The organism is Pandoraea pnomenusa, from assembly GCF_000767615.3.
GTDB classification, from domain to species: Bacteria; Pseudomonadota; Gammaproteobacteria; order Burkholderiales; family Burkholderiaceae; genus Pandoraea; species Pandoraea pnomenusa.
In genome coordinates this window covers 426,126-451,249 of the sequence record NZ_CP009553.3, presented here as the reverse complement: position 1 = coordinate 451,249, position 25,124 = coordinate 426,126, and the positions used below count along the sequence as shown (strand labels likewise).

Genomic DNA, 25,124 nt, shown 5'->3' with positions numbered 1-25,124 from the left:
TGGGCGGCTACACCATTGAAGGGCCCTACAACCGAGACCGCGGCGTGCGTGGCCTCATCGCGCGAATCTTCGCCTGGATCGGAGGTGCCCGATGAACATTCGCACCTTCGGACTGCCCGAGTCGTTCCCTGAGTTTCTCGTCCCGGCCGCCGCAGTCGCCTTCATGCTGGCGCACCGCGGCCGCCCACTCGAGGAGGCCATCGACGCCGGCCGCGCCCTTGGTTACCGCCCTACCGTGTGCCCGCTCCCGCAAATGGTCGGCGGATGGACGTATGGCTTCGGCCTCACCGTCAATCGCATGGTCATTCCCTTCGTCGTTGAACTGTCGGACTTCCCGGCCGGTCACGCCTGATACGGAGACTGCCATGCCAACCAGCAAGCATCGCAAGCAGCGCCGTGCCTACGTGCCAAGCGCGCGCCGCATCCCGATCATCCTTCGTCACAACAGTGCCGCCGAGTGCCAACTCATGCTCGTGCCCCACGAGGAACTCGAGAAGCTGCGCACCGGCATGGCCACGGAAGAGTCCTGGCACACGCTGGCATTTCGCATCAACGTTGGACAGGCGCTCGCCGTCGCCTACTTCACGCCCGACGTGCGCGAAGCGCTCTCCGAAGCCGCCATCGCGGTTTCGGAGGTCGGGAAGCGCTACATGACCGAGAATCGGCTCGGCGTCACCGGCGATCAGTTCCGAGCGATCGCGCGCGGCCTGACCCTCACCGACGATCTACAGAAGATCACGACCCGTCGCGAGCAGCTCGAGGCTCACCAGTTCGCGCTCAGAACGGCGGCACAGGTGCCCGCCGGGGAGGTATTCACGTGCATTCGATGAAAGGCCTCGCACAGCTCGCCGGGATCTGGTGCAACGACCGCGTATTCCTCGCGTGGCTTGAGGACATCTCAGGCCACGCGTTCACGCCGGATGACGCCGTCGAGCTGATCCACATCAAGTGCAATGTCAGCTCGCGGCGTGAGCTGGAGACCAACCACGATGCCGCTGCGATTTTCTTGAGCGAGATCCGCGCGCCGTTCATGCGCTGGCGTGCCGCTCACCCCGAGGAAGTCGCAAAATACTGACCAGAAGTGACGTATGGAAAACAGCCTTCATAAAGAACTCCTGCCCCGCCTGTTGAACGATTACCAGTTCAAGGAGCGCGGCGGCTACTTGCGTCAAGGGGTGTGTCCGGATTGCGGCAAGAAGGAGCTTTACACGCACGCCGAACACCCGTGGGTTCTTCGTTGTGGCCGCTTGAGTAAGTGCGCATGGGAAGGTCACGTCAAGGAGATCTATCCCGACCTGTTCGAGAGCTGGACAGATCGCTACCAGACGCCCACCGAAACCAATCCCAACGCAGCAGCCGACGCGTACATGCGGGAGGCTCGCGGCTTCGACATTGCCGTTGTTGGCGGGTGGTACACACAGGAGCAGTATTTCGACCGGGACGCGAACGCGGCCACGTCGACCGTGCGCTTTCCGTTCGCTGGCGGATATTGGGAGCGGCTCATCGACAAGCCTGGCCGCTTCGGTAAAAAGAAAGCACGCTTCAATCCCGGTCTCCAATATCAAGGGCAATGGTGGAAACCGCCCGTTCTGGTGTTTCAGGGAGTGCATGAGCTGTGGCTTGTCGAGGGCATCTTCGACGCGATCGCGCTCCATCATCACGGCATCGCCGCCGTGGCCATGATGTCATGCAACAACTACCCCGAGCACGCACTGCGCGACCTCGCAATGACGTTGTCGGAGTCTGGCAGTGATCGCCCCGCCCTTGTCTGGGCGCTCGATGGAGACGCCGCTGGCAGTAGCTTCACCCGCAAGCACGTCGAACGGGCACGAGAGTCTGGCTGGAAGTGTTCCGCCGCACAGATTCCACAGAACGGCAATCGCAAGATCGACTGGAACGACCTGCACCTGCTCGACCGACACAACGACGACGCGAAACGCCACCGGCTCTCGAAAGAAGGTTTGGCCGAATACCGCCATCATGGCGCGGTGCTCATCGCGAAGAGTGCCAGCGAGAAGGGGATGCTCATTTACTCGCACAGCGACGGTCACCGCTCCGAGTTTGACTTCGAATTCGGCAAGCGGTTGTACTGGTTCAAGTTCGATCTCGACCGCTACAACAAGGCACGCGACGAAATCGAAGATTGGCCCCACGCCGCCGACATGAGCGACGAGCAAAAGCGTGAAAAGGCACTGCAGCAGGCAGGCACCATCCGCCCTATTGCAAATTGCTTTCCGATGCCGCTGTACTTTCAGCAAAACCGAATCACCGACGAAAGCTGGTATTACTTCCGCGTGCAGTTTCCTCACGACGGCCCGGCCGTGAAAAACACGTTTTCCAGCTCACAGATCTCCACGGCCAGCGAGTTCAAAAAACGCTTGCTCGGTATCGCGCCGGGCGCGGTCTATTCCGGAACCAGCAGCATGCTCGAGCGAATGATGGAACGGCAGCTCTTCAACATCAAAAGCGTGGAAACGATTGACTTCATCGGCTACAGCCGCGAGTACGGCTGCTACGTTCTGGGTGACCTCGCGGTCAAAGACGGTCGCGTCCATCACATCAACGGCGAAGACTTCTTCGAGATTGGCAAGCTGGCCGTGAAGTCACTGAATCAGTCCGTGGCGCTGTCGATCAACGACGACCCGAAGGAGTATCAGGAAGGCTGGATAAACCTGTTGTGGACATGCTTCGGAGCGAAAGGACTTGCCGCGCTGGCCTACTGGCTGGGGTCGCTTTTTGCCGAGCAGATTCGCGCGACGCAAAAGTCATATCCGTTTCTCGAGATCGTCGGCGAGGCTGGCGCGGGCAAGTCCACACTGATCGAATTCCTCTGGAAGCTGTTCGGCCGACGCGACTACGAGGGCTTCGACCCAAGCAAGTCATCGTTGGCAGCTCGGGCACGCAATTTCGCGCAGGTGTCTGGCCTGCCCGTCGTCCTGATCGAGTCAGACCGCGAGCGCATCGGCGAAGACAAGACCCACGTCAAGTCATTTGATTGGGACGAGCTGAAAACGGCGTACAACGGCCGCAGCGTGCGCGCCCGGGGCATGGCGACCGGCGGCAACGAGACGTATGAGCCGCCGTTCCGCGGCGCTATCGTCATCAGCCAGAACGCCACTGTGAACGCGTCTGTGCCTATCCTTCAGCGCATTGTGCATCTGCACTTCGACACATCCGGCCAGACGCCACGCACGCGCGAGGCAGCTATGGCGCTCGAGAGCCTCCCGACCGAAGCCGTGTCGGGCTTCATTCTCCGGGCCACGAAGGCCGAAGCGGCGATCCTGAAAACGGTGGAGGAGCGAGCGGCACTGCATGAGAAGGCGCTGCTCGCGAATCCCGGCATAAAGTCGACCCGAATAGCGAAGAACCACGGCCAGCTCATGGCATTGGCTGATGCGTTGTGCCACGTCGTAAAGCTCACGGATGAGCAGAGGGCTGCGCTTGCCGGCCAGGTCGAAGCGATGGCCGTCGAGCGGCAGGAAGCGATCAACGACGATCACCCGATGGTGCGCGAGTTCTGGGAAGCATTCGACTATCTCGACGGTGCCGACCAACCACGGCTGAATCACTCGCACGATCCCGAGTTGATCGCCGTGAACCTCAACCACTTCGTGCAAGTCGCCGCCGATCGGCGCCAGCAGATTCCGTTGTTGCGCGATCTCAAGCAGGTACTGCGGACCAGCAAGCGTCGTCGCTTCATCGAATACACCACCGTCAAGAGTGCGATCTACGCTCGTGATGGCAGTCCTACTGCCCCCACGACTATCAAGTGCTGGGTGTTCGCAAAGGAGGCATCGTGAGCCTCTACCTCTCCCGCACGGAAGTGCGCGAGTTGACTGGAACCCCGATTCGCCAGCGGCAAGTTCGGTGGTTATCCGCCAACCGATGGCCGCATGAGATCGACTCGCGCGGCAGGGTGCTTATTGCTCGGGCGTATCATGACAAGCGCTTGGGGATCGCCAGCGGCCAGATCTCGCCGGACGCTCGCCCTAGCCCGCCCCCTTTAAACCTCAATGCCGCGTAAATGGGACGAAAGCCAAACAACCCCGGTGCGATTCCAAATTTCCGGACCCGCGTGAATGACAACGGGACGGTGCGCTATTACTACGACCACGGCTGGGCGGACGGGAAGCGCATCTTGGAGCCGCTCGGCAACGACCGACAAGCTGCACTGGTCAAGTGGGCGGAGATCGAAGGGCTGCGCACTTCCGCGGCCGTCGACGTGCGGCCGACGTTTGCCGCACTGGTCACCGAATATCGCAAGAAGGAGTTGCCTGCCAAGGCGCTGTCCACGCGACGCCTCTACGACATCATACTCACCCGCCTGCAAGGCACACTAGGCGAGCGCGCTCTTGACGACATCCGCCCTGCGGACGTTGCCCAAATCTGGCAGGTAACGGCAGAGAAGCGCGGCGTCGTCACCGCCAACCGCACCAAGGCGGTGTTGTCGTTGACGCTAAATCAGGCCCGTTTGTGGGGTCTCATGACACAGGCAAACCCGTGCGCCGGTATTCGTGGCCGTAAAGAGACCGGCCGCAAGGGCGTGCTTGTCTCCGACGAACTGTACGACGCCGTTTACAAGCACGCCGACCAACCGCTTCGCAACGCGATGGACTTGGCAGACCTGACGAGCCAGCGCCCCGGCGATCTGCTCGCCGTTCGGCGCACGGACATATCGAACGGATACCTTCGGTTCTCGCAGGCGAAGACCGGCAACGTTGTCGTTATCGAAGTGACCGGCGAGCTGAAGAAACTCGTTGATGCGTTGCAGGCATGGCGAGGAAGCGAGGTCGACGTCTCGCCGTACCTGCTGCGCGATGAGAAAGGGCACCCGCTTACGCGCGGCCAACTGCGCTCGCGGTTCGACAACGCGCGCGACAAAGCCAAAATTGACAAGGCGGATTTTCAGTTCCGGGACTTGCGTGCGCGGAGCGTGACGCGAAAGGCGATCGAGTCGGGCTTGGAGGAGGCGCAGCGTCTTGCAGGCCACACAACGCCGGGGATGACCGCCCATTATTCGCGTGGCGCACGCCCGGTAAAGCCGTCCCGATGAAGGAATTGCGAACGTCAGGGGGGGATTGCGAACGTCGGGCCTTTGCTCAAAACGGCCGCAAAGGCCCGACAGTATTGGTGCCGGCTGCAGGACTCGAACCCGCCACCTGATGATTACAAATCAACTGCTCTACCAGATGAGCTAAGCCGGCGAAGTCGTGTATTGTAACCGATTCGTCGGTCACTGCGACTACCTGTCGGTGCAAATTCGCTCGCTACGGCAGGCATTGGTGTGCAGTGTATCGCCTCACCCCGCGCCCGCCGTCTCGAATTACTTCACCACCTTCAGATGTGCGCGTCCGGCGTTGCCGCCAGTCGCCCCATTCCCGCCAGGACGCGTCGGATCCGGATCCTCGTCGACCGACTCCTGCACCGACGGCACCGCTTCCAGCTCGATCCCCTCTTCGGCAGTTGCCTGCTTGTCGACCGGGAACGCCATCCCCTGTCCATTCTCCCGGGCATATATCGCCAGCACGTTCGACACCTGCACTTCCACCTTCTGTGAAATGCCGCCGAAACGAGCGCTGAATTCAATCAAGTCGTTGCCCATCTGCAGTCCGCTCGTGGCATCGAAGCTGATGTTCAGCACGATCTCGCCATCTTTCACAAACTCGCGCGGGACTCGCGTTCTGGCATCGACATGCACGGCCAAATACGGCGTGTACCCATTGTCGGTACACCACTCGTACAGCGCGCGCAAAAGATAAGGCTTGGTAGATGTTTCCGGCATATAAGCAACTCTTCCCGCCGCGAAGCCCGCCCACATCCTTCCCGGGCCGCCTCGCCAGCGGGCATATCAACGCATCAGCGACGCATGACCTTTTCGGACGGCGTCAGCGCTTCAATGTACGCCGGACGGCTGAAAATCCGCTCGGCATACTTCATCAACGGCGCAGCATTCTTCGACAACTCAATGCCGTAATGATCCAAACGCCACAGCAACGGAGCAATCGCCACGTCGAGCATCGAAAACTCCTCGCCCAACATGTACTTGTTCTTCACGAAAATCGGCGCAAGCTGCGTCAGACGATCACGAATCGAAGCGCGGGCCTTTTCATGCGTCTTCTCGGCCGCCTTGCCCTTCTCGTTCTCGAGTGCACTCACATGCACAAACAACTCTTTCTCGAAATTGAACAGGAACAATCGCGCACGGGCACGCTGCACCGGATCCGCCGGCATCAACTGCGGATGCGGGAAGCGCTCGTCAATGTACTCATTGATGATGTTCGATTCGTACAGAATCAGATCGCGCTCAACAAGAATCGGCACCTGACCGTACGGATTCATCACCGCAATGTCTTCCGGCTTGTTGAACAGATCGACGTCACGGATTTCAAAATCCATGCCCTTTTCGAACAGGACCAGCCGGCAACGCTGGGAGAAGGGGCACGTCGTGCCCGAGTACAAAACCATCATAGCGCGTCTTCCTTAAAAACCAACGGGGCCGGGGCGGGAAATCGGCGCTTCCCAAACCCTGGCCCCGTCGTACAGACGTTATTTTACTTCACGTCCTTCCAATAGGCCGCATTCAGGCGCCAGGCAAGTACCGTAAAGAGTCCCAGGAACAACAGAACCCAGACACCCAACTGCCGACGCGTTCGCTGCGCCGGTTCCGACATCCAATCCAGATAAGATACCAAATCCGCCATGGCAGAATCAAATTCCACCGGTTTCATCGTCCCCTGCGTGATCTGCACGAACTGCGCCGGACCATGCTCCGCCCCCTCCACATGCTTCAAACTCCGCTGACCCTGCATCTGCCAGAACGGGTTGGGCATGCCCACATTCGGATACGCCAGGTTGTTCCACCCCGTCGGACGCGTGTCGTCACGGTAAAACGTCCGCAAGTAGGTATACAGCCAGTCCGTCCCGCGTGCCCGCGCCTCAACCGACAAGTCCGGCGGGGCCACGCCGAACCACGCCTTGGCATCCGCCTTGCGCATCGCCACGGTCATCGTCTCGCCAATCTTGTCCGTCGTGAACAGCAAATTATTCTTGATCTCCGCCTCGGACAGCCCCAGATCCTTCAGGCGCGAATAACGCATCGACGCCGCCGAATGGCAGTTCAGGCAATAGTTCACGAACAGCTTCGCCCCGCGCTGCAGCGACGCCAGATCGTCGATCCGGTTCGGCGCCGTGTCGAGCTTCGCCCCCTCTTCTGCCATGGCCGGCGCGGCGAAACCACTCAGGAGCGCCAGGATAAGCATCAGTTTTCTCATCTTGATATCCCTAGTCGTCGTTGGCTTGCGCTCAATGCGCCGCGAAGGTCACGCGCTCCGGCACCGGCTTGAAGGTGCCGCGCTTGCTCCACAGCGGCATCAGCCAGAAGAATCCGAAGTAATACAGCGCGCCAACCTGCGAAATGGCGGTCTTCACGGGCGTCGGCTCCTGGATCCCCAGATACCCCAGCACCGCAAAAACAACGACGAGAATACCCAAAAGCACCTTGTGGAATCCCGGACGGTAACGAATCGACTTGACCGGACTGTGATCCAGCCACGGCAGGAAGAACAGCGTGACCACCGCGCCCCCCATCACCACCACCCCCCAGAACTTGGCCTCGGTCAGGTACATGGCCAGCAGCAGCAACACCACGCCGCCGGACGCCGCCACCTTCGTGGTCGCCGCCGCCTTGCCCTTGATCCACCAGACCGCCGTCACCAGCACCGCCAGCCCCATCAACACGTACTTGAAGTCGTCCGTGGTGGCACGCAGCATCGAATAAAACGGCGTGAAATACCACACCGGCGCAATGTGCGGCGGCGTCTTGAGCGGATCGGACGGAATGAAGTTGTTCGCTTCAAGGAAATAGCCGCCCATCGTCGGCGCGAAGAACACGATCGCCGAGAAGACCATCAGGAACACGCCCACGCCCATGATGTCGTGGACCGTGTAGTACGGATGGAACGGAATGCCGTCGAGCGGCCGGCCATTGGCGTCCTTCTTGTCCTTGATCTCCACACCGTCAGGATTGTTCGAGCCGACTTCGTGCAGCGCAATGATGTGCGCCACGATCAAACCGATGAGCACCAACGGAATCGCGATCACATGGAACGCGAAGAAGCGGTTGAGCGTGGCGTCGGACACGACGTAGTCGCCGCGAATCCACAGCGACAGATCCGGACCGATGAACGGGATCGCCGAGAACAGGTTCACGATCACCTGCGCGCCCCAGTACGACATCTGCCCCCACGGCAGCAGATAGCCCATGAACGCCTCGGCCATCAGGCACAGGAAGATCAGGCAGCCGAACACCCACACCAGCTCGCGCGGCTTGCGGTACGAACCGTACAGCAACCCCCGGAACATGTGCAGGTACACCACGACGAAGAACATCGAGGCGCCCGTCGAGTGCATGTAACGGATGAGCCAGCCCCAAGGCACCTCGCGCATGATGTACTCGACCGAAGCGAACGCGAGGTTGGCGTCGGGCTTGTAGTTCATCACCAGGAAAATGCCGGTGAGAATCTGGATCACCAGCACCAGCATGGCCAGCGATCCGAAGAAGTACCAGAAATTGAAATTCTTGGGTGCGTAATACTCGGAGGCGTGCTCTCTCCAGAGCTGCGTAAGCGGGAACCGGCGATCGATCCAGCCCAGCAAGCCCGTCGTGTCGACCTGTTTGTCGGCGGCCATGATTACGCTTCTCCTTTTTCGTCTTTACCGATCACGATCTTGGTGTCGTTCACGAACATGAAACGAGGAACGTCGAGATTCTTTGGCGCCGGCTTGTTCTTGAACACGCGACCCGACATGTCGTAGGTCGAGCCGTGGCACGGACAAAGGAAACCGGGGTCATGGCCCAGCGCAGCATTGGTGTCGGGCCCGAACGGCCCGGAAGGGATGCAACCGAGATGGGTGCAAACGCCGACCACGACGAGCATTTCCTTGCGCGATTCGCGCGCCCGGAACGCATTCTTGCAGTAATCGGGCATCGGGAAGGAAAACGTTTGCTTGGAGTCCGGATCGGCCAGTTCCGCAGTCACTTTGGACAGCGAAGCCATTTGCTCCGGGGTGCGATTGACAATCCACACCGGCAGACCACGCCAGGACACCGTCATCATCTGGCCTGGCTGGAGGCCGCTGATATCGGCCTCGACGGGCGCTCCGCCAGCCTTGGCGCGCTCCGAGGGTTGAAGGGAACTGACGAAAGGAACTAACGTTGCAACGCCGCCCACGCCTCCAGCTACGGACGTTGCAATCAGCAGATTCCGGCGGCTACTGTCGACGGCCTTTTCTTGATTGTCACTCATCACAAGCCCCACACGGTTGATTTGGTATTTCCGTCAACCTTAAATCATACGCGAGCGTAAATGCCTGAAACAACGGCAAAACGCCCCAGTCTCCTAGTGGTTTTCGCGTATTTTCAAAGGATTAACGTACCCTGCGGGCGGCTGATGCACACCCGGGGTTTCGCTTCTGGGATGCTGCACGAGAACCGCTATGATCGCCGCTTTCGCCGATGTGCGCACGCAATTAGTAACATTTTCATTGTCGCGCCCTGATAACATCGGGCCTGCGGGCCTGAGGCAATCGCGTGACAATGACCGACGCGAACCGGCCGCCGCCTGACAGCCCGCGGGACTTCACCGGTCAATCAATGCCAATTCGTGAGTGCCGGCGAAACGACATCCACCGGCCACTCATCACAACAGCGGAGGAATGGCATGAGCTTCATGTCGGAATTCAAGGAATTTGCCGTCAAGGGCAACGTGATCGATCTGGCCGTCGGTGTGATCATCGGCGGCGCCTTCGGCAAGATCGTCGATTCGGTCGTCAAGGACCTCATCATGCCGTTGGTCGGCGCCATCTTCGGTGGCCTGGACTTCTCGAGCAAGTTCATTCTGCTCGGCGCGATTCCCCCCGACTTCAAGGGCAACCCAACGTCCTATGCCGACCTCACCAAGGCCGGCGTGGCCGTGTTCGGATACGGTAATTTCATTACCGTCGCCCTCAACTTCCTGATTCTCGCTTTCATCATTTTCCTGATGGTCAAGCAAATCAACCGACTCAAGCGCCCCGCTCCGGAAGCCCCGGCCGCACCGGCGCCCACGCCGGAAGACATCGTCCTGCTGCGCGAAATCCGCGACAGCCTCAAGAAGCAGAACGGCTAAGGCGCGCACCGCGCCGGACGTCGTCGGGCCGGCCGGGCGCCGCTCAGGCCGGGTTCGGCATGTCGAAGAACCTGTGCTCGAGCCCGAACCGGCTGGCGAGATGCTCGCCCAGCGCCCTCGCGCCGCCGCGTTCGGTGGCGTGATGGCCCGCCGCGAGGTACCCCACCCCGCTCTCGAGCGCGAGATGCTGGGTCGGCTCGGACACCTCGCCGCTGATGTAGACGTCGGCGCCGGCCGCGATGGCCGCCTCGAAAAAGCCTTGCGCCCCGCCGGTGCACCACGCCACACGGCGCACTTCGCGGTTCGGCGCTCCGAGCATCAGCGGTACGCGCCCCAGTTTCGCCTCGACGTGGGCGGCCAGTGCCGCAAGCGTGGTCGGTTGCGACGGCGCGCCAAGCCATCCGAGCTGATCCGGGCCGAAACGGCCGCCATCGTCGGCGAAACCGAGCAACTTGCCGAGCTGGGCGTTATTGCCGAGCTCCGGGTGCGCGTCGAGGGGCAGATGAAAGGCAAACAGATTGATGTCGTTGCCGATCAACACCCCGAGACGCCTGCGCTTCATCCCGGTAATGCGGGCATCTTCGTTCTTCCAGAAATAGCCGTGATGGACAAGAACGGCATCCGCCCCCCAATCCCGGGCCGCCTCGAGGAACGCCAGGCTGGCGGTCACGCCGCTGGCGATTCTGCGAATATCGCTGCGCCCCTCGACCTGTAGGCCGTTCGGGCAGTAATCGCGAAATTGCGCGATTTGCAGGGTATCGTTCAGATACAATTCGAGTTCAACACGATTCATATAAGGTCTCGCTCTTTCATGCTCAGACGCTTCTGGCTACTGTTCGCGCAAGCGGTCACCGTGCTGCTTGCGTTGCTCTTCATCATCGCCACACTCAAGCCGCAGTGGCTGCAACGCCAGGGTTCGTTCGGCAAGCAACTGGCCAATCCGATCATCGCCTTGCAGGAAGTCGGGCCAAGCCTGTCCGAGAAGCCTTCCGCAGGCTCGTACGCCGACGGCGCGCAAAAGGCCATGCCCGCGGTCGTCAGCATCTTTTCCAGCAAGGAACAAAAGCAGAACCGCGATCCGCGTCTCGATGACCCGCTGTTCCGCTACTTCTTCGGCGACGGCGGCGGCACGGTGCGGCAAGACCCGGTCTCGAGCCTCGGCTCGGGCGTGATCGTGAGCAGCGAAGGCTATATTCTCACGAATCATCACGTGGTGGACGGCGCCGACGAGATCGAGGTCGCCCTCGCGGATGGCCGCAAGGCCCGCGCCAAGCTGGTCGGCAGCGACCCCGAAACCGATCTGGCCGTGCTCAAGATCACGCTCGACAACCTGCCGGCCATCACGCTCGGTCGCATGGACCAGGTGCGCGTGGGCGACGTGGTGCTCGCCATCGGCAATCCGTTCGGCGTGGGCCAGACGGTGACGATGGGTATCATCAGCGCCCTGGGCCGGAACCACCTCGATATCAGCACGTTCGAAAACTTCATCCAGACGGACGCCGCCATCAACCCGGGCAACTCGGGCGGCGCGCTGGTCGACGTGAACGGCAATCTGCTGGGCATCAATACCGCGATCTATTCGCGCAGCGGCGGGAACATGGGGATCGGCTTCGCGATTCCGGTGTCGACGGCCCGCTCGGTGCTCGAGAGCATCATCACGACCGGCACGGTCACGCGCGGCTGGGTGGGCGTCGAGCCTCAGGACATCACGTCCGACATTGCCGAGTCGTTCGGCTTGCAGCAGGACTCGGGGGTCATCATCGCAGGCGTGGTGCAAGGCGGGCCGGCCGACAAGGCTGGCGTGCAACCGGGCGATATCCTGACCAAGGTGAACGACGAGTCGATTCGCGACACCACCGAACTGCTCAACGTCATCGCACAGATCAAGCCGGGCGCGCAGGCCAGGATTCACGTTACCCGCAAGAAGAAGGAACTGGACCTGAGTGTGGTCATCGGCAAGCGCCCGCCGCCGCCCAAGCGGCCGACGCCGGAAGAAGACGACGGCACCGGCGACAACAGCAGCGATTGAGGTTGCGCCGCGGCGTCGACCGCAAGACTGGACAAACGGCTGCGCTTCGGCGCGGCCGTTTTCGTTTGCGCACCAGCCGACGCCCCCACCGCGTGCACATGCCTCGACAATGCCGTCAGCGCTGCGTGCCGGCGGATTGCCCGGCCGCATGCGCCGGGCCACCGACGGGCAATAAAAAAGCACGGGACGAAACCCGTGCTTTTCTTGCGTCCGACGCGCCCGGTGACAAAACTTGCCTCGCCCCGGCGTCTCGACCGTTCAACGCCTCGCTTATGGCGTTGCCTGCCCGTTGCCCTCGCTGCTCTCTTCGGTCTGCTGGCCTTGTTTGACGAACAGGCGCGCCGCCACTAAACCGAGCTCGTAAAGAATGCAAAGCGGCACGGCCAGCATCAGTTGAGAGAGGATATCCGGCGGCGTCACCACGGCCGCCAGCACAAACGCGCCCACCACCACATACGGACGAATCTGCTTGAGCTTGTCGATACTCACCACGCCCATGCGCGCGAGCACCACCACCACGACCGGCACTTCGAACGTTACCCCGAAGCACAGGAACATCGTGAGCACAAAACTCAGGTAATTGTCGATATCGGTGTTCATCTCCGCGCCCAGCGGCGCGTTGTAGTGCGCCATGAAATGGAACACGGTCGGGAACACCAGGAAGTAGGCGAACGCCATGCCGAGCAGGAAGAGCAGGTAACTGCTCACCACCAGCGGCATCACCAGCTTCTTCTCGTGCTGGTACAGCCCCGGCGCCACGAAGGCCCAGATCTGGTACAGCACCACGGGCAGCGCGATGACGAATGCGACCATCATCGTGACCTTCATCGGCACGAAGAAGGAGCCGGTGATGTCGGTCACGATCATCTTGCCGCCGGCCGGCAGCGATTGCATCAACGGACGGGCGAACAGGCGGAAGATGTCCGGCGCCCAGTAGACCAGGGACAGGAACACCACGATCACGGCAACGCCCGCGCGAATGATGCGATTGCGCAGCTCGATCAGATGCGAGATGAAGGTCTCTTCGGTACCCCCTTCGGGGATTTGCTTGTCGTCGCTCACGTCGACTTATCCAGGAATGAAGCCGGCACAGTGCCAGATGACAGGAAGTTCGTGGCGCCCGCGCCTCAGAAGAACTTGACGGGTCGGCGCAGTTTGGCCGGTGTATGACGCGCCACGCGCGCCGCCCCCGACTGAACCCGCGTACGCGTGGCGCTGGCCTGCTTGAACCACATCGGCGTGGCAGCCCGGCGCACGCGCCAGTTGCGACGCTTTGTCGACCCGCGCACACCCGACGTCACCACCGGCTCACCGAGATAGCTGTCCGAGTACCCGGTCGCCGCGTCCGTAGTGCCGCCGGCCGTCTCGCCCGTCGAAGTCCCGGTAGCACTTGCCCAGGCGTCGTTGAGCGACGCCTCCTGCTCATGCAACTGCTTCTGAATCGTGTTCTGAGCGCTGCGGGCCGCGTCTTCGAATTGCGTGCGCATGTTGCGCAGCTCATCGAGCTCCATCTCGCGGCTCACCTCCGCCTTCACATCGTTGATATAGCGCTGCGCGCGGCCAAAAAGGGCGCCCGCGGTGCGGGCCACCTTCGGCAAGCGCTCCGGACCGATCACGACCAGCGCAACCACGCCGATCAGCATCAGTTTGGAAAGGCCGAGATCGATCATGTCGACGCCGGCTTAGCCTTGCTTGTGATTGCTCGCGTCCTTGGCCTGCACGTCGATGGTGGTCGAATCGCGCAGTTCCTTGGCAGCCGCCGGGTCTTCCTTGGCCGGGGCATTGCCTTCGCCCTCTTTCATGCCGTCCTTGAAGCCCTTGACCGCACCGCCCAGATCGCTGCCGATGTTACGCAGCTTCTTGGTACCGAACACCATCATCACGATCACCAGCACGATCAGCCAGTGCCAAATACTCAACGAACCCATGACCACTCTCCTTGCGTTTCCCTACCCCTGCCGCCTCGCGACGGGGTCTTGTCGAGCCGCGTTGCCTGACGGCCGCCCGGCCGTCGGGCAGGTGCCCTGTGTTTGCCCCCGTGCCCGCAGCCACGTGCCCCATTGTGGCACATCGCGCGTCACGTCCTGCATCGTAACCGGGCCGGACACCGGGTAGAAATAAATGTTTGTTGAAACATTGCCCAATGCGGCATCCCTGCACGTACGGGTGGCATCGCGCGGCGAATTGCCGTTCATATCGGCCGCTTCCGCCCGAAGCCGTCCAGGCCCCCGTCGCTCACATGCGCTTCCACGGCCTCGGCCCGGCCAGAATATGCATGTGAAGATGATAAACCTCCTGCCCGCCTCCCGGCCCGACGTTCGTCACCACGCGAAACCCATTGCTGTCGACGTTCGACGCATCGCCATCGAAGCGGTAGCCGTGCTCCGCCGCCAGTTTCGGTGCAAGCAGCATCATCTTGCCCACCAGCGCCTGGTCTTCGGGCTGACAGTCCTGCAGCGTGGCGATGTGCTTGCGCGGCACCATCAGCAGGTGCAGGTCGGCCGCCGGGTTGATGTCCTTGAACACCACGACGTCGTCGTCGGTGTACACCTGCGTGCTCGGGATCTGCCCGGCAACGATTTTGCAGAAGATACAGTTATCGTGCGTCATGCGTGTGTCTTCCTCTCGCATTCTCGAATGGATCGAAGCGTGGCCGCCGACACTCAGGGTCGCGCGGCGTACATCGGCTTGTTGTCGTTCAGATAGAGCCAGCCCTTGACGATTCGGTACAGCGTCCAGATGCCAAGCACCCAGAGAATCGCGAAACCGACCATCACCACGGCCAGCGCCACGCCGAGCACACCCCACACCACCGACCACCAGAAGGTGCGGATCTGCCAGGTGAAGTGCGACGCGTAGAGCGTGCCGGCCGCGTCGTCTCGCTTGATGTAATTGATGATGATCGCCACGATGGCGGTCACGCCGCCGGTAAGCCAGAACAGCGCGTAGAGCGCGTAGAGCACGTGCGTGAGCTTGCGCAGCGCGCGTTCCTGCTCGGCGCTCGGGGCGCTCTGGATCGGCGCGGTATTCACCACGTAAGGATGGTCCGTGCTGCCGGGCGAGCCGGTCGAACCCGGGTATTGCGAATCGTTCATGAGGCGTCTCCTCGCGTGAGCCTTTGCGGCGCGTTCCCTTGCCGGCCCGTGACAGACCGGTGCGGCGGCCGGGCGTCGATCAGTCGGCGTGTTCGCCGCGCGTGCCGCGCTGCGCCTTCTCGACGAGACCCGACAGACCTTCGCGGCGCGCCAGTTCGGCGAGCACTTCCTGCGGGCTCAGATCGTGATGGGCCAGCAGCACCATGCAATGGAACCACAGGTCGGCCGTCTCGTTGACGAGCTTCTGACGCAGGTTGTCGGCGCCGCCAATACGGATGTCCTTGGCCGCGAGCACGACTTCGGTCGCTTCCTCGCCGATCTTCTTGCAGATGGCGTCGTCGCCCTTGTGGAACAGGCGGGCAACGTACGATTTGTCGGGATCGCCCCCTTTACGCGAGGCGATGACTTCGGCAACACGCTCGAGCGTATCGTTCATGGCAGTCACTTGTAGATCTTGTGCGGGTCTTTGAGCACCGGCTCGACCGTGGCCCAGCGGCCGTCGTCGACGCCGCCCTCGAACTTCTGGAAGAAGCAGGAATGGCGGCCGGTATGGCAGGCGATGCCGTCGATCTGCTCGACCTTGAGCAGCACGACATCCTCGTCGCAATCCAGACGGATCTCGTGCACCTTCTGCACGTGCCCCGACTCCTCGCCCTTGTGCCACAGGCGTTTGCGCGAGCGCGAGTAGTAGACGGCCTCGCCGGTCTCGACCGTGCGCGCGAGCGCCTCGCGGTTCATCCAGGCGAACATCAGCACGTCGTTGCTGCCGACCTCCTGCGCGATCGCGGGCACGAGACCCTGCGCGTCCCAACTTACCTTGTCCAGCCAGTCTTGCGTCATGATCCGTCGATTCCCGTTCAGAGCCGCACCGAGATGCCCTTGTCGGCCATGAAGCGCTTGGCTTCGCCCACGGTGTGCTCGCCGTAGTGGAAGATGCTGGCGGCGAGCACGGCATCTGCATGGCCTTCGGTCACGCCGTTGGCCAGGTCGGCCAGCGACCCCACGCCACCCGAGGCGATCACGGGGATGTTGACGGCGTCGGAGACCGCGCGCGTGAGCGCCAGGTCGAAGCCGCTCTTCGTGCCGTCGCGATCCATGCTGGTCAGCAGGATTTCACCGGCGCCGAGCGCCTCGACCCGCTTGGCCCAGGCCACCGCATCCAACCCGGTGCCCTTGCGCCCGCCGTGCGTGAAGACCTCCCAGCGCGGCGGTTCGCCGTCGGCCGAGACACGCTTGGCGTCGATCGCCACGACGATGCACTGCGAGCCGTACTTGTCGGCGGCGTCGGCAACCAGTTGCGGGTTGGCCACGGCCGACGAATTCATGCTGATCTTGTCGGCGCCGGCGTTGAGCAGGCGGCGCACGTCGGCCACCTCGCGCACGCCACCACCCACGGTCAGCGGAATGAAGACCTGTGCGGCCACCGCCTCGATGATCGGCAGGATGAGATCGCGTCCGTCGGAGGTTGCCGTGATGTCGAGGAACGTGAGTTCGTCGGCGCCCTGCTCGTCGTAGCGACGGGCGATTTCGACGGGGTCGCCCGCATCGCGGAGTTCGACGAAATTGACGCCCTTGACCACGCGGCCGGCTGTCACGTCCAGGCACGGGATGATGCGTTTGGGGAGAGCCATGATGTTGGCACGCGAGGCGGCCGCAGCCGCGGGCTCGCTTATGCCGCTCCTTCGGTAAGCTCGTCGGCGCGCTTTTGCGCCGAGGAGAAATTCAGATCGCCCGAGTAAATCGCACGGCCGCAGATGACGCCTTCGACGCCTTCGTCCTGGACCTTGCACAGCGCGTCGATGTCGTTCAGGTTCGACAGGCCGCCGCTGGCGATCACCGGCACCGTCACGGCCTGCGCGAGACGCACGGTCGCTTCGATGTTGATGCCCTGCAGCATGCCGTCGCGACCGATATCCGTGTAGATGATCGACTCCACGCCGTAATCCTCGAACTTGCGCGCCAGGTCCACCACTTCGTGGCCCGTGAGCTTGCTCCAGCCGTCGGTGGCGACCTTGCCGTCCTTGGCGTCGAGGCCCACGATGATGTGGCCGCCGAACGCACTGCAGGCATCGCGCAGGAAACCGGGGTTCTTCACCGCGGCGGTGCCGATGATGACGTACGACAAGCCGTCGTCGAGGTAGCGCTCGATGGTGCCGAGATCGCGAATGCCGCCGCCCAGTTGCACGGGGATGTCTTCGCCCACTTCCTGGATGATGGCGCGAATGGCCGCCTCGTTGCGCGGCTTGCCAGCGAATGCGCCGTTCAGGTCCACCAGGTGCAGACGCCGCGCGCCTTGCTCGACCCAATGCCGGGCCATGGCAGCGGGGTCCTCCGAGAATACGGTGGCTTGATCCATGTCGCCTTGTTTGAGGCGAACACATTGACCGTCTTTAAGGTCGATGGCCGGGATGAGCAGCATAGGCAATCGTGAAACGTCGCTAGTGGGAAGTAAAAGAAATTCGCGATTTACGCGCACAACGCGAATCCGACGCCCGCCTTGCCGGACATCGGCACATCGGCTTCGGATTCATCAACATGACACACAGTATAAGCGGTGACAGAGGACACGCCCTGAAAGGCAAGGAAGCGCAATTGCGCCGCCCGCGTCGCGATCAGGGCTTCCACTGGGCAAAGTTTCGATACAGGGCCAGGCCGGCCTGGGCGCTCTTTTCCGGGTGGAACTGGGTGGCGAAGATATTATCTTGGGCCACCGCACAGGTAAAGGGCACCCCATAGACCGTCTCGCCGACCGTCAGTTCGGGCTTCGCGGGCACGGCGTAATAGCTGTGCACGAAGTAGAAATAGCTGTTGTCGGGCACGTCCGCCCAGATCGGGTGGCTGCGCGTTTGACGCACGCGGTTCCAGCCCATTTGCGGGATCTTGAAGCGCGAGCCGTCGTCCTGAAGCTGCCCCTCGAGCTCGAAGCGCACCACGCGGCCCGGCAACAGGCCGAGCGCGGGCGTGTTGCCCTCGTCCGAGATGTCGAAGAGCATCTGCTCGCCCACGCACACGCCGAACATCGGCTTGCTCGCGGCAGCCTCGACGACCGCTTCGCGCAGCCCCGATTCGTTCAGGCAGCCCATGCAGTCGCGCATGGCGCCCTGCCCCGGCAGCACCACGCGGTCGGCGGCCCGAATCTCGGCGGCGTCGCTGCTGATGCTCACGTCGGCCTCGGGTGCCGCCGCACGCAGTGCCTGATAGACCGAGCGCAGGTTGCCCATTCCGTAGTCGACAATCGCAATCTTATTCATCTCAAACCCGGCAGCAGTATTTTCAAACCATCCATAATGAATTCAACGGCCAGCGCCGAGAGGATCAACCCCATCAAACGCGTGCCGATGTTGATGCCCGTGCGTCCGAGCCAGCCTTCGATACGCGAGGCGCTGCGCAGCGCCACCCAGCAAACCGCGCCGACACCCACGCCGATCGCCACCAGCGCCAGCACCTGGGCCCACCCGTGTGCGCGGCCCGAGTAGATGATCACGGTACTGATCGTGCCCGGACCGGTGAGCAGCGGGATCGCCAGCGGTACCACGGCGATGTTCGGCCGCTCCTCGGCTTCATGGCGTTCTTCCGGCGTGGCCCGCGTGTTCCCCGTCTGCGCGTTGATCATGTTGACCGCCATGAGCAGCATGATGATCCCGCCGCCGACTTCGAGCGACGCGATCGAAATGCCGAAAAAGCGGATGATCGCCTCGCCGAACAGCCCCGAGCCCGCCACGACCAACGCCACGGCGATCGCCGCAATCCTGATCGTATGACGCTTCTCTTCGCGCGTCTGCGACGACGTCAGGCTGATGAACAGCGGGATCGCCCCGAGCGGGTTGATCAGGGCCAGCAGCGAAATGAAGAACTTGAAGGCGTCGAGCGTCATGGGGGGCACACGGCGCCGGCTTCCGGCCGGGCGGTGAAGCGTCGCAGGGGCGCCGGCACGGGCCGGCGGGCTATCCGGCCGGCGCTGTGCGCCAGCCGGCGAGTCTCACGTCTACAGGCTTCCCTTGGTCGACGGCACGACACCCGCCGCACGCGGGTCGATCTCGACCGCCATGCGCAGGGCACGACCGAACGCCTTGAACACCGTTTCGCACTGGTGGTGGGCGTTGATACCGCGCAGATTGTCGATATGCAGCGTCACGCCGGCGTGGTTCACGAAACCGCGGAAGAATTCAATGGTCAGGTCGACGTCGAAGTTGCCCACGCGAGCGCGCGTGAACGGCACGTGGAATTCGAGGCCGGGACGGCCCGAGAAGTCGATCACCACACGCGAGAGCGCCTCGTCGAGCGGCACGTAGCTGTGGCCATAGCGCACGATGCCCTTCTTGTCGCCAATGGCCTTGGCGACGGCCATGCCCAGCGTGATGCCGACGTCTTCCACCGTATGGTGATCGTCGATGAACGTGTCGCCCTTGGCCTCGACTTCCATGTCGATGAGGCCGTGGCGCGCGATCTGGTCGAGCATGTGGTCCAGGAACGGCACGCCGGTATCGAGCGTCTTGCGGCCGGTGCCGTCCAGATCGATCTTGACGCGTATTTGCGTTTCGCTGGTATCGCGAACGACTTCCGCAATGCGCATGATGGTGAGTTCTCGTCGTATGGCTTTATTAGAGCGATGCGGCCAGGGCTTGCACCATGGCCGTATTCTCCGTGGGGGTGCCGACCGTCAATCTCAGGCAATTGGCCAGCAATACGTGCATTTTACCCACGTTTTTGATCAATACCTTGTGTGCCAGCAGTCCGGCGTGGGTTTTGTCGGCGTCCGGCACGCGTACCAGCAGGAAATTGGCGTCGCTCGGGAACACGTGCACCCCGGGCAGCGCCGCCACCGCGGCCGCCAGCCGCTCGCGCTGCGCGCGCAATTCGGCCGCCTGCGCGTCGAGCACGTCGAGGTGATCGAGCATGAATTCGGCACACGCCTGCGTCAGCACGTTCACGTTGTAAGGCGGCCTCACCTTGTCGAGCTGGTCCAGCCAGTGCGCTCCGCCTGCCACGTAGCCGAGCCGGATCCCGGCCAGGCCCAGCTTCGAGACGGTGCGCATGACCAGCAGGTTGGGGAATTCGGGCAGGCGCGGCATCCAGGTCTTGCCCGCGAACGGCTGATAGGCCTCGTCGATCACCACCAGCCCACGGTCGGCCGCGCGCACCAGGGTCTCGATGTCGTCGTCGGCGAACAGGTTGCCGGTCGGATTGTTCGGATAGGCCAGATACACCACCGCGCCCGGATGCGCCGCGATGGCGTTGAGCATCGCCGGCATGTCGAGCGAAAAGTCGGGGCGCAACGGCACACCCACGAACTCGATGCCCGCGAAGCGCGACGACATCTCGTACATGACGAAGCCCGGCATCGGCGCGATCACGGCGGCCCCCGGACGGGCCGTGGCCATCGCGATCATGTTGATGATCTCGTCGGAGCCGTTGCCCAGCAGCAATTTCATCCCGGCCGGCACCTCCATCGCGCGCGAAAGCTTCTCCAGCAGCGCCTGCGGGCGCGGCGCCGGATAGCGATTGAGCGCCACGTCGGCCAGGCGCCGCCCCAGTTCGGTGCGCAATGCCTGCGGCAAGCCGTACGGATTCTCCATCGCATCGAGCTTGAGGAACCCGGTGGCGTCGGGCACGGGGTAGGTGCTCATGGCGAGCACGTCGGGGCGAATCACTTGGTCGACGGACATGGCGAAAGGAAGGATCGGGCGAGTCGAATCAGTTGAAGGCGAACGTGAGCAGACCGGCGTCCGCGCCGTCGATCTTGACGGTGCATCGGCGGCCGGTTTCCACGCTGCCGAGCGCCGCGGTAATGCGCTGCACACGCACCCCGGTTTGCCACGAGAGCGCCTGCGCGACGCCCGGGCTCACCCGGGCGGGCGAGGCCTCGGCCTCGCAACGCATGGCCACCAGCCGGTTGCCCACGCGTCCGAACACGCCATGCCCCACTTCCTCGTCGGTGCCGCGCAACGCCGGCTTGCCGTCCAGACGCAGTACATAGACATCGTTGTCGAACGCCTGCCGACGCACACAGACCGTCATGCGCTCGACCGAGGCGCCCTCGAACGTAGCGTGCTGGCAATCGGTTCCCGCCGCTTGCGCGGCCGTGCCCGCGATCATGCCGAGCGTCGCCACGGAGACGGCTCGCAGCGCGGCCCGCGTGAGGCGGGCCGACAGCGAAAGCCAGGGGGCATCGCAGGCCGCGATTGCGCGGATCCGACGCCAGGCGGTCGCCGGCGTCGTGGGACCAGGCGCGGACCGCAGGGCGTCGTCGCGCATGTCAGGACTCGTGATGCAGACGGTACTCGGCGCTGCGCGCGTGCGCTTGCAGGCCTTCGCCGTACGCCAGCTCGGCGGCGATCTCGCCCAGCATGCGGGCGCCGCCCTCGCTCACTTCGATCAGGCTCGAACGCTTGATGAAGTCGTACACGCCAAGCGGCGAGGAGAAACGTGCGGTGCGCGACGTCGGCAGCACGTGGTTCGGCCCGGCGCAATAGTCGCCCAGGCTTTCGCTCGTGAACTTGCCGAGGAAGATCGCACCGGCGTGGCGGATCCTGTCGCTCCACTGTTGCGGCGTCTCGGCCGAGATTTCGAGGTGCTCGGGGGCGATCACGTTGGCGATCTCGCACGCTTCGGCCATATCGCGCACCTTGACCAGCGCGCCGCGCCCCTGCAGCGAGGCGGCGATCACGTCGCGGCGCGGCATGTCGTCGATCTGGCGCTCCAGCGACGCGTGCACGCGCGCGATGTACTCGGCGTCCGGGCACAGCAGGATCGACTGGGCAAGCTCGTCATGCTCGGCTTGCGAGAACAGGTCCATCGCCACCCAGTCGGGGTCGGTCGATCCGTCGCAAATCACGAGAATCTCCGACGGGCCGGCGATCATGTCGATGCCGACGGTGCCGAACACGCGGCGCTTGGCCGCCGCCACGAAGGCGTTGCCCGGACCCACGATCTTGTCGACGGCCGGCACGGTCTCGGTGCCGTACGCCAACGCGCCGACGGCCTGCGCGCCGCCGATGGTGAACACGCGATCCACGCCGGCGATGTGCGCGGCGGCGAGCACCAGGGGGTTCTGCACGCCGTCCGGCGTGGGCACCACCATGATGATGTCCTTCACACCGGCCACGCGTGCCGGAATGGCGTTCATCAACACCGACGACGGGTACGCGGCCTTGCCGCCCGGCACGTAAATGCCCACGCGATCGAGCGGTGTGACCTTCTGGCCCAGCACCGTGCCGTCCGACTCGGTGTACTGCCAGCTATGGGTGCCGCACTCGATGCGCTGCTTCTCGTGATAGGCGCGCACGCGCGCGGCGGCAGCCTCCAGCGCGGCGCGGCGCTTCGGCTCGAGACTTTCGAGCGCTTCAGCCAGCACGTCGGCCGACAGCTCCAGCGCGGCCATGTTCGGCGCGTTCAGACGATCGAAGCGGTTCGTGTACTCGATGACGGCCTCATCGCCGCGCGTCTTCACGTCGGCGAGGATCTCGGCGGCCGCACGGTCGATGGCGGCGTCTTCACTCGCTTCGAATGCCAGCACGTCGCGAAGCTGGGTCGCGAAGCCTTCGGCACCGGAGTCGAGTTTGCGGATTTCGAGTTTCATGCTGTTTGCCGGGACGCCTGCTCGAAGGCGTCCAGAATGGGCTGCAACGACTCGCGCTTGAGCTTGAGCGCAGCCTGGTTGATCACGAGGCGGGACGAGATATCCATGATCTCCTCCACTTCCACCAGATTGTTGGCCCGAAGCGTGCCGCCGGTACTCACCAGATCGACAATCGCGTCGGCCAGGCCCACGAGCGGACCCAGCTCCATCGAACCATACAGCTTGATCAGGTCGACGTGCACGCCCTTGGCCGCGAAGTGCTCGCGCGCGGTCTGCACGTACTTGGTCGCCACCCGCAGGCGCGCACCCTGACGGACCGCATTCGCGTAATCGAAGCCCTTCGGTACAGCCACAGACATGCGGCAGCGGGCAATGTTCAAATCGATCGGCTGATACAGTCCACCGCCGCCGTGCTCGATGAGCACATCCTTGCCGGCCACGCCGAAGTCGGCGGCCCCGTATTGCACATAGGTCGGCACGTCGGTCGCGCGCACGATGATCACGCGCAGGTTCGGGTCCGTGGTCGGCAGAATCAGCTTGCGCGAGGTCTCCGGGTCTTCCGTGACTTCGATACCGGCAGCGGCGAGCAACGGCAGCGTTTCCGTAAAGATACGCCCTTTCGAGAGGGCCAGCGTCAGCGGTTGAGCGAGCGGCTGGGCCGGCTTGGCGGAACTCATGCAATTTCTCCCTGGCGTGCTTCGACACGCCGGATTCGCGCGCCCACGGCGCACAACTTGGCCTCGATACGATGATAGCCGCGATCGAGGTGATGAATACGGTCGACGAGCGTGCGGCCCTCGGCCGCCAGCCCCGCGACGATCAGACTGGCGGACGCGCGCAGATCGGTCGCCATCACGTGCGCACCCGACAGGCGCTCCACGCCCGAAATGCGCGCGGTGTTGCCGTCGATGCCGATATTCGCGCCCAGGCGCATCAACTCCTGCACATGCATGAAGCGGTTCTCGAAGATCGTTTCGACGACCTGCGACGCACCTTCGGCGATGCAGTTCAGCGCCATGAACTGGGCCTGCATGTCGGTCGGGAAGGCGGGGTATTCGGACGTGCGGAAACTCACCGCCCGCGCGCGCCGATCCATCGTCACACGCAGCCAATCCGCACCGGCGCTCACGTCGGCGCCGGTTTCACGCAGCTTTTCGATCACGGCGTCGAGCGTGCCCGGCACCACGCGGCGCAGCGTGAGGTCGCCGCGCGTGGCCACGGCCGCGCACAGGAACGTGCCGGCTTCGATTCGGTCGGGCACCACGTCGTGCGTGGCCCCATGCAGGCGCGCCACCCCGGTCACGACCAGTCGTTCCGAGCCGATGCCCTCGATCTTCGCCCCCATCTTCACCAGCAGGTTCGCCAGATCGGTCACCTCCGGCTCACGTGCGGCGTTGGCCAGCACGGTCACGCCGTCGGCGAGCACGGCCGCCATGAGCAGGTTCTCGGTGCCCGTCACGGTGATCATGTCCGTCACCAGCGTCTCGCCGCGCAGTCGCGTGGCGCGAGCCACGATATCGCCGTGCGCGAGGGTGATCTCGGCGCCCATCTTCTGCAGGCCCTTGATGTGCTGATCGACAGGCCGCGCCCCGATGGCGCATCCGCCGGGCAGCGACACGCGCGCCTCGCCGCAGCGCGCCAGCAGCGGGCCGAGCACGAGAATCGATGCCCGCATGGTCTTGACCAGCTCGTACGGCGCGGCGGGCGCCGCGATGCACGACGCGTCGAGCGTCACCGATTCGCCCTTGCGCTCGACCTTCACGCCCATGCGCGCGAGCAACGTGAGCATGGTGCGCACGTCGTGCAGATCCGGCACGTTGCCGAGCACGAGCGGCTCGGCCGTCAGCAGGCTCGCACAGAGAATGGGCAGGGCCGCGTTCTTCGCGCCCGAGACGGTAATCTCTCCCGCCAGCCGCTCGCCACCTTCGATCTCCAGGTGGTCCGCGGCCACACGCTCGCCGGCGGCCGCCTCGCCATTGCCGGCGGCGCCGGTGCTCTCTTGCGTCATCCTCATTGCGCCTGATACTCCGCCGGCGTGAGGGTCTTCATCGACAATGCGTGGATTTCCGCCTTCATGCGGTCGCCCAGCGCGGCGTACACGAGCTGATGGCGCGCAATGAGGCGCTTGCCTTCGAACTGCGCGCTCACGATGGTCGCGAAGAAGTGCTGGCCGTCACCTTCGACGGCCACGTGATCGCAAGCCAGGCCGGCTTCGATGTACTGTTTGATTTGTTCTGGGGTAGGCAGCATTGCTG

The 25,124-nt window shown here is 63.4% G+C and carries 33 protein-coding genes and 1 tRNA gene; 8 read left to right on the top strand and 26 right to left on the bottom strand.

The features are described 5' to 3' along the window. Window positions 1-91: 91 nt before the first annotated feature. From LV28_RS26130 to LV28_RS26110, 6 genes are read left to right on the top strand one after another with little or no spacing between them, the layout of a single operon-like run. Window positions 92-352, top strand: a complete 261-nt coding sequence (locus LV28_RS26130; RefSeq protein WP_038619086.1) for a hypothetical protein — start codon at window positions 92-94, stop codon at window positions 350-352. Window positions 353-365: 13 nt separating this feature from the next. After that, window positions 366-830 (top strand): hypothetical protein, encoded by a 465-nt coding sequence (locus LV28_RS26125; RefSeq protein ID WP_048806471.1) that lies wholly within the window; start codon window positions 366-368, stop codon window positions 828-830. Continuing rightward, the gene (locus tag LV28_RS26120) at window positions 818-1,075 is read left to right on the top strand and encodes a hypothetical protein (protein ID WP_155765744.1); all 258 of its coding nucleotides are present in this window, start codon (window positions 818-820) and stop codon (window positions 1,073-1,075) included. The genes LV28_RS26125 and LV28_RS26120 overlap by 13 nt, the downstream gene beginning before the upstream one ends. 13 nt (window positions 1,076-1,088) lie before the next feature. Beyond that, entirely contained in the window at window positions 1,089-3,800 is a 2,712-nt protein-coding gene (locus LV28_RS26115; RefSeq protein ID WP_038619092.1) for a toprim domain-containing protein, read from the top strand. Next, on the top strand, window positions 3,770-4,024 hold the full coding sequence (locus tag LV28_RS48225; RefSeq protein ID WP_081326792.1) for a DUF4224 domain-containing protein: 255 nt from the start codon (window positions 3,770-3,772) through the stop codon (window positions 4,022-4,024). The genes LV28_RS26115 and LV28_RS48225 overlap by 31 nt, the downstream gene beginning before the upstream one ends. Window positions 4,025-4,075: 51 nt before the next feature. Continuing rightward, the gene (locus LV28_RS26110) at window positions 4,076-5,053 is read left to right on the top strand and encodes a tyrosine-type recombinase/integrase (RefSeq protein WP_255315194.1); all 978 of its coding nucleotides are present in this window, start codon (window positions 4,076-4,078) and stop codon (window positions 5,051-5,053) included. Between the two features lie 75 nt (window positions 5,054-5,128). Here the strand turns inward: LV28_RS26110 and LV28_RS26105 are convergent. The 6 genes from LV28_RS26105 to petA form a co-directional block, all read right to left on the bottom strand. Further along, window positions 5,129-5,204: transfer RNA gene (locus LV28_RS26105), tRNA-Thr, on the bottom strand. 119 nt (window positions 5,205-5,323) lie between these two features. Next, window positions 5,324-5,782: a ClpXP protease specificity-enhancing factor gene (locus tag LV28_RS26100; protein ID WP_023593907.1), complete on the bottom strand. Its 459-nt coding sequence runs from the start codon at window positions 5,780-5,782 to the stop codon at window positions 5,324-5,326. A 74-nt stretch (window positions 5,783-5,856) separates the two neighbouring features. After that, on the bottom strand, window positions 5,857-6,468 hold the full coding sequence (locus LV28_RS26095) for a glutathione S-transferase N-terminal domain-containing protein (protein WP_023593906.1): 612 nt from the start codon (window positions 6,466-6,468) through the stop codon (window positions 5,857-5,859). A gap of 83 nt (window positions 6,469-6,551) precedes the next feature. Beyond that, window positions 6,552-7,271, bottom strand: coding sequence for a cytochrome c1 (locus LV28_RS26090; protein ID WP_023872478.1), 720 nt, complete (start codon window positions 7,269-7,271; stop codon window positions 6,552-6,554). A gap of 31 nt (window positions 7,272-7,302) precedes the next feature. Further along, window positions 7,303-8,688, bottom strand: coding sequence for a cytochrome b (locus LV28_RS26085; protein ID WP_023593904.1), 1,386 nt, complete (start codon window positions 8,686-8,688; stop codon window positions 7,303-7,305). Between the two features lie 2 nt (window positions 8,689-8,690). Next, complete coding sequence (petA, locus tag LV28_RS26080) at window positions 8,691-9,305, bottom strand: ubiquinol-cytochrome c reductase iron-sulfur subunit (RefSeq protein ID WP_023593903.1); 615 nt, start codon at window positions 9,303-9,305, stop codon at window positions 8,691-8,693. Between the two features lie 414 nt (window positions 9,306-9,719). Here petA and mscL point away from each other — a divergent pair, with 414 nt between their 5' ends. Beyond that, complete coding sequence (gene mscL, locus LV28_RS26075; RefSeq protein ID WP_023593902.1) at window positions 9,720-10,166, top strand: large conductance mechanosensitive channel protein MscL; 447 nt, start codon at window positions 9,720-9,722, stop codon at window positions 10,164-10,166. A 43-nt stretch (window positions 10,167-10,209) separates the two neighbouring features. On the opposite strand, the gene LV28_RS26070 is transcribed toward mscL, so the two are convergent. Beyond that, the gene (locus tag LV28_RS26070; protein WP_023593901.1) at window positions 10,210-10,959 is read right to left on the bottom strand and encodes a Nif3-like dinuclear metal center hexameric protein; all 750 of its coding nucleotides are present in this window, start codon (window positions 10,957-10,959) and stop codon (window positions 10,210-10,212) included. Between the two features lie 18 nt (window positions 10,960-10,977). Between LV28_RS26070 and LV28_RS26065 the strand changes: the two genes are divergently transcribed. Then, entirely contained in the window at window positions 10,978-12,195 is a 1,218-nt protein-coding gene (locus LV28_RS26065) for a Do family serine endopeptidase (protein ID WP_023593900.1), read from the top strand. A gap of 270 nt (window positions 12,196-12,465) precedes the next feature. Here the strand turns inward: LV28_RS26065 and tatC are convergent, their stop codons facing one another. From tatC to LV28_RS25975, 19 genes are all read right to left on the bottom strand, one after another. After that, the gene (tatC, locus tag LV28_RS26060) at window positions 12,466-13,257 is read right to left on the bottom strand and encodes a twin-arginine translocase subunit TatC (RefSeq protein WP_023593899.1); all 792 of its coding nucleotides are present in this window, start codon (window positions 13,255-13,257) and stop codon (window positions 12,466-12,468) included. A gap of 65 nt (window positions 13,258-13,322) precedes the next feature. Beyond that, entirely contained in the window at window positions 13,323-13,865 is a 543-nt protein-coding gene (gene tatB / locus LV28_RS26055; RefSeq protein WP_023593898.1) for a Sec-independent protein translocase protein TatB, read from the bottom strand. 12 nt (window positions 13,866-13,877) lie between these two features. Continuing rightward, on the bottom strand, window positions 13,878-14,123 hold the full coding sequence (gene tatA / locus LV28_RS26050; RefSeq protein WP_023593897.1) for a Sec-independent protein translocase subunit TatA: 246 nt from the start codon (window positions 14,121-14,123) through the stop codon (window positions 13,878-13,880). 307 nt (window positions 14,124-14,430) lie between these two features. Then, entirely contained in the window at window positions 14,431-14,805 is a 375-nt protein-coding gene (locus LV28_RS26045) for a histidine triad nucleotide-binding protein (protein ID WP_023593896.1), read from the bottom strand. A gap of 53 nt (window positions 14,806-14,858) precedes the next feature. Next, a complete protein-coding gene (locus LV28_RS26040) occupies window positions 14,859-15,290 on the bottom strand; it encodes a DUF4870 family protein (protein ID WP_023593895.1) in 432 nt (143 codons plus the stop codon). 79 nt (window positions 15,291-15,369) lie between these two features. Continuing rightward, on the bottom strand, window positions 15,370-15,726 hold the full coding sequence (locus LV28_RS26035) for a phosphoribosyl-ATP diphosphatase (protein WP_023593894.1): 357 nt from the start codon (window positions 15,724-15,726) through the stop codon (window positions 15,370-15,372). 5 nt (window positions 15,727-15,731) lie between these two features. Continuing rightward, entirely contained in the window at window positions 15,732-16,130 is a 399-nt protein-coding gene (gene hisI, locus LV28_RS26030) for a phosphoribosyl-AMP cyclohydrolase (protein WP_023593893.1), read from the bottom strand. Between the two features lie 17 nt (window positions 16,131-16,147). Next, entirely contained in the window at window positions 16,148-16,921 is a 774-nt protein-coding gene (gene hisF, locus LV28_RS26025) for an imidazole glycerol phosphate synthase subunit HisF (RefSeq protein ID WP_023593892.1), read from the bottom strand. Between the two features lie 38 nt (window positions 16,922-16,959). After that, complete coding sequence (hisA, locus tag LV28_RS26020; protein WP_023593891.1) at window positions 16,960-17,709, bottom strand: 1-(5-phosphoribosyl)-5-[(5-phosphoribosylamino)methylideneamino]imidazole-4-carboxamide isomerase; 750 nt, start codon at window positions 17,707-17,709, stop codon at window positions 16,960-16,962. Between the two features lie 47 nt (window positions 17,710-17,756). Beyond that, the gene (locus LV28_RS48605) at window positions 17,757-17,915 is read right to left on the bottom strand and encodes a hypothetical protein (RefSeq protein ID WP_023593890.1); all 159 of its coding nucleotides are present in this window, start codon (window positions 17,913-17,915) and stop codon (window positions 17,757-17,759) included. Further along, window positions 17,903-18,541, bottom strand: coding sequence for an imidazole glycerol phosphate synthase subunit HisH (gene hisH, locus LV28_RS26015; RefSeq protein WP_038619102.1), 639 nt, complete (start codon window positions 18,539-18,541; stop codon window positions 17,903-17,905). Before hisH ends, LV28_RS48605 begins: the two co-directional genes overlap by 13 nt. After that, window positions 18,538-19,164, bottom strand: a complete 627-nt coding sequence (locus LV28_RS26010) for a MarC family protein (protein WP_023593888.1) — start codon at window positions 19,162-19,164, stop codon at window positions 18,538-18,540. Before LV28_RS26010 ends, hisH begins: the two co-directional genes overlap by 4 nt. 111 nt (window positions 19,165-19,275) lie before the next feature. After that, entirely contained in the window at window positions 19,276-19,863 is a 588-nt protein-coding gene (gene hisB, locus LV28_RS26005; RefSeq protein WP_023593887.1) for an imidazoleglycerol-phosphate dehydratase HisB, read from the bottom strand. Window positions 19,864-19,891: 28 nt separating this feature from the next. Next, complete coding sequence (gene hisC / locus LV28_RS26000) at window positions 19,892-20,956, bottom strand: histidinol-phosphate transaminase (RefSeq protein WP_023593886.1); 1,065 nt, start codon at window positions 20,954-20,956, stop codon at window positions 19,892-19,894. Window positions 20,957-20,984: 28 nt separating this feature from the next. Continuing rightward, the gene (locus tag LV28_RS25995; RefSeq protein ID WP_038619104.1) at window positions 20,985-21,545 is read right to left on the bottom strand and encodes a hypothetical protein; all 561 of its coding nucleotides are present in this window, start codon (window positions 21,543-21,545) and stop codon (window positions 20,985-20,987) included. Window position 21,546: 1 nt separating this feature from the next. Continuing rightward, entirely contained in the window at window positions 21,547-22,869 is a 1,323-nt protein-coding gene (hisD, locus tag LV28_RS25990; protein WP_038619106.1) for a histidinol dehydrogenase, read from the bottom strand. Then, window positions 22,866-23,546, bottom strand: a complete 681-nt coding sequence (gene hisG / locus LV28_RS25985; protein WP_010808174.1) for an ATP phosphoribosyltransferase — start codon at window positions 23,544-23,546, stop codon at window positions 22,866-22,868. The genes hisD and hisG overlap by 4 nt, the downstream gene beginning before the upstream one ends. Further along, entirely contained in the window at window positions 23,543-24,883 is a 1,341-nt protein-coding gene (gene murA / locus LV28_RS25980; RefSeq protein ID WP_024788444.1) for a UDP-N-acetylglucosamine 1-carboxyvinyltransferase, read from the bottom strand. Before murA ends, hisG begins: the two co-directional genes overlap by 4 nt. Next, window positions 24,880-25,119 carry a BolA family protein gene (locus LV28_RS25975; RefSeq protein WP_023593882.1) on the bottom strand — a complete coding sequence of 80 codons (240 nt, stop codon included), beginning with the start codon at window positions 25,117-25,119 and terminating at the stop codon, window positions 24,880-24,882. The genes murA and LV28_RS25975 overlap by 4 nt, the downstream gene beginning before the upstream one ends. Between the last annotated feature and the right edge of the window lie 5 nt (window positions 25,120-25,124).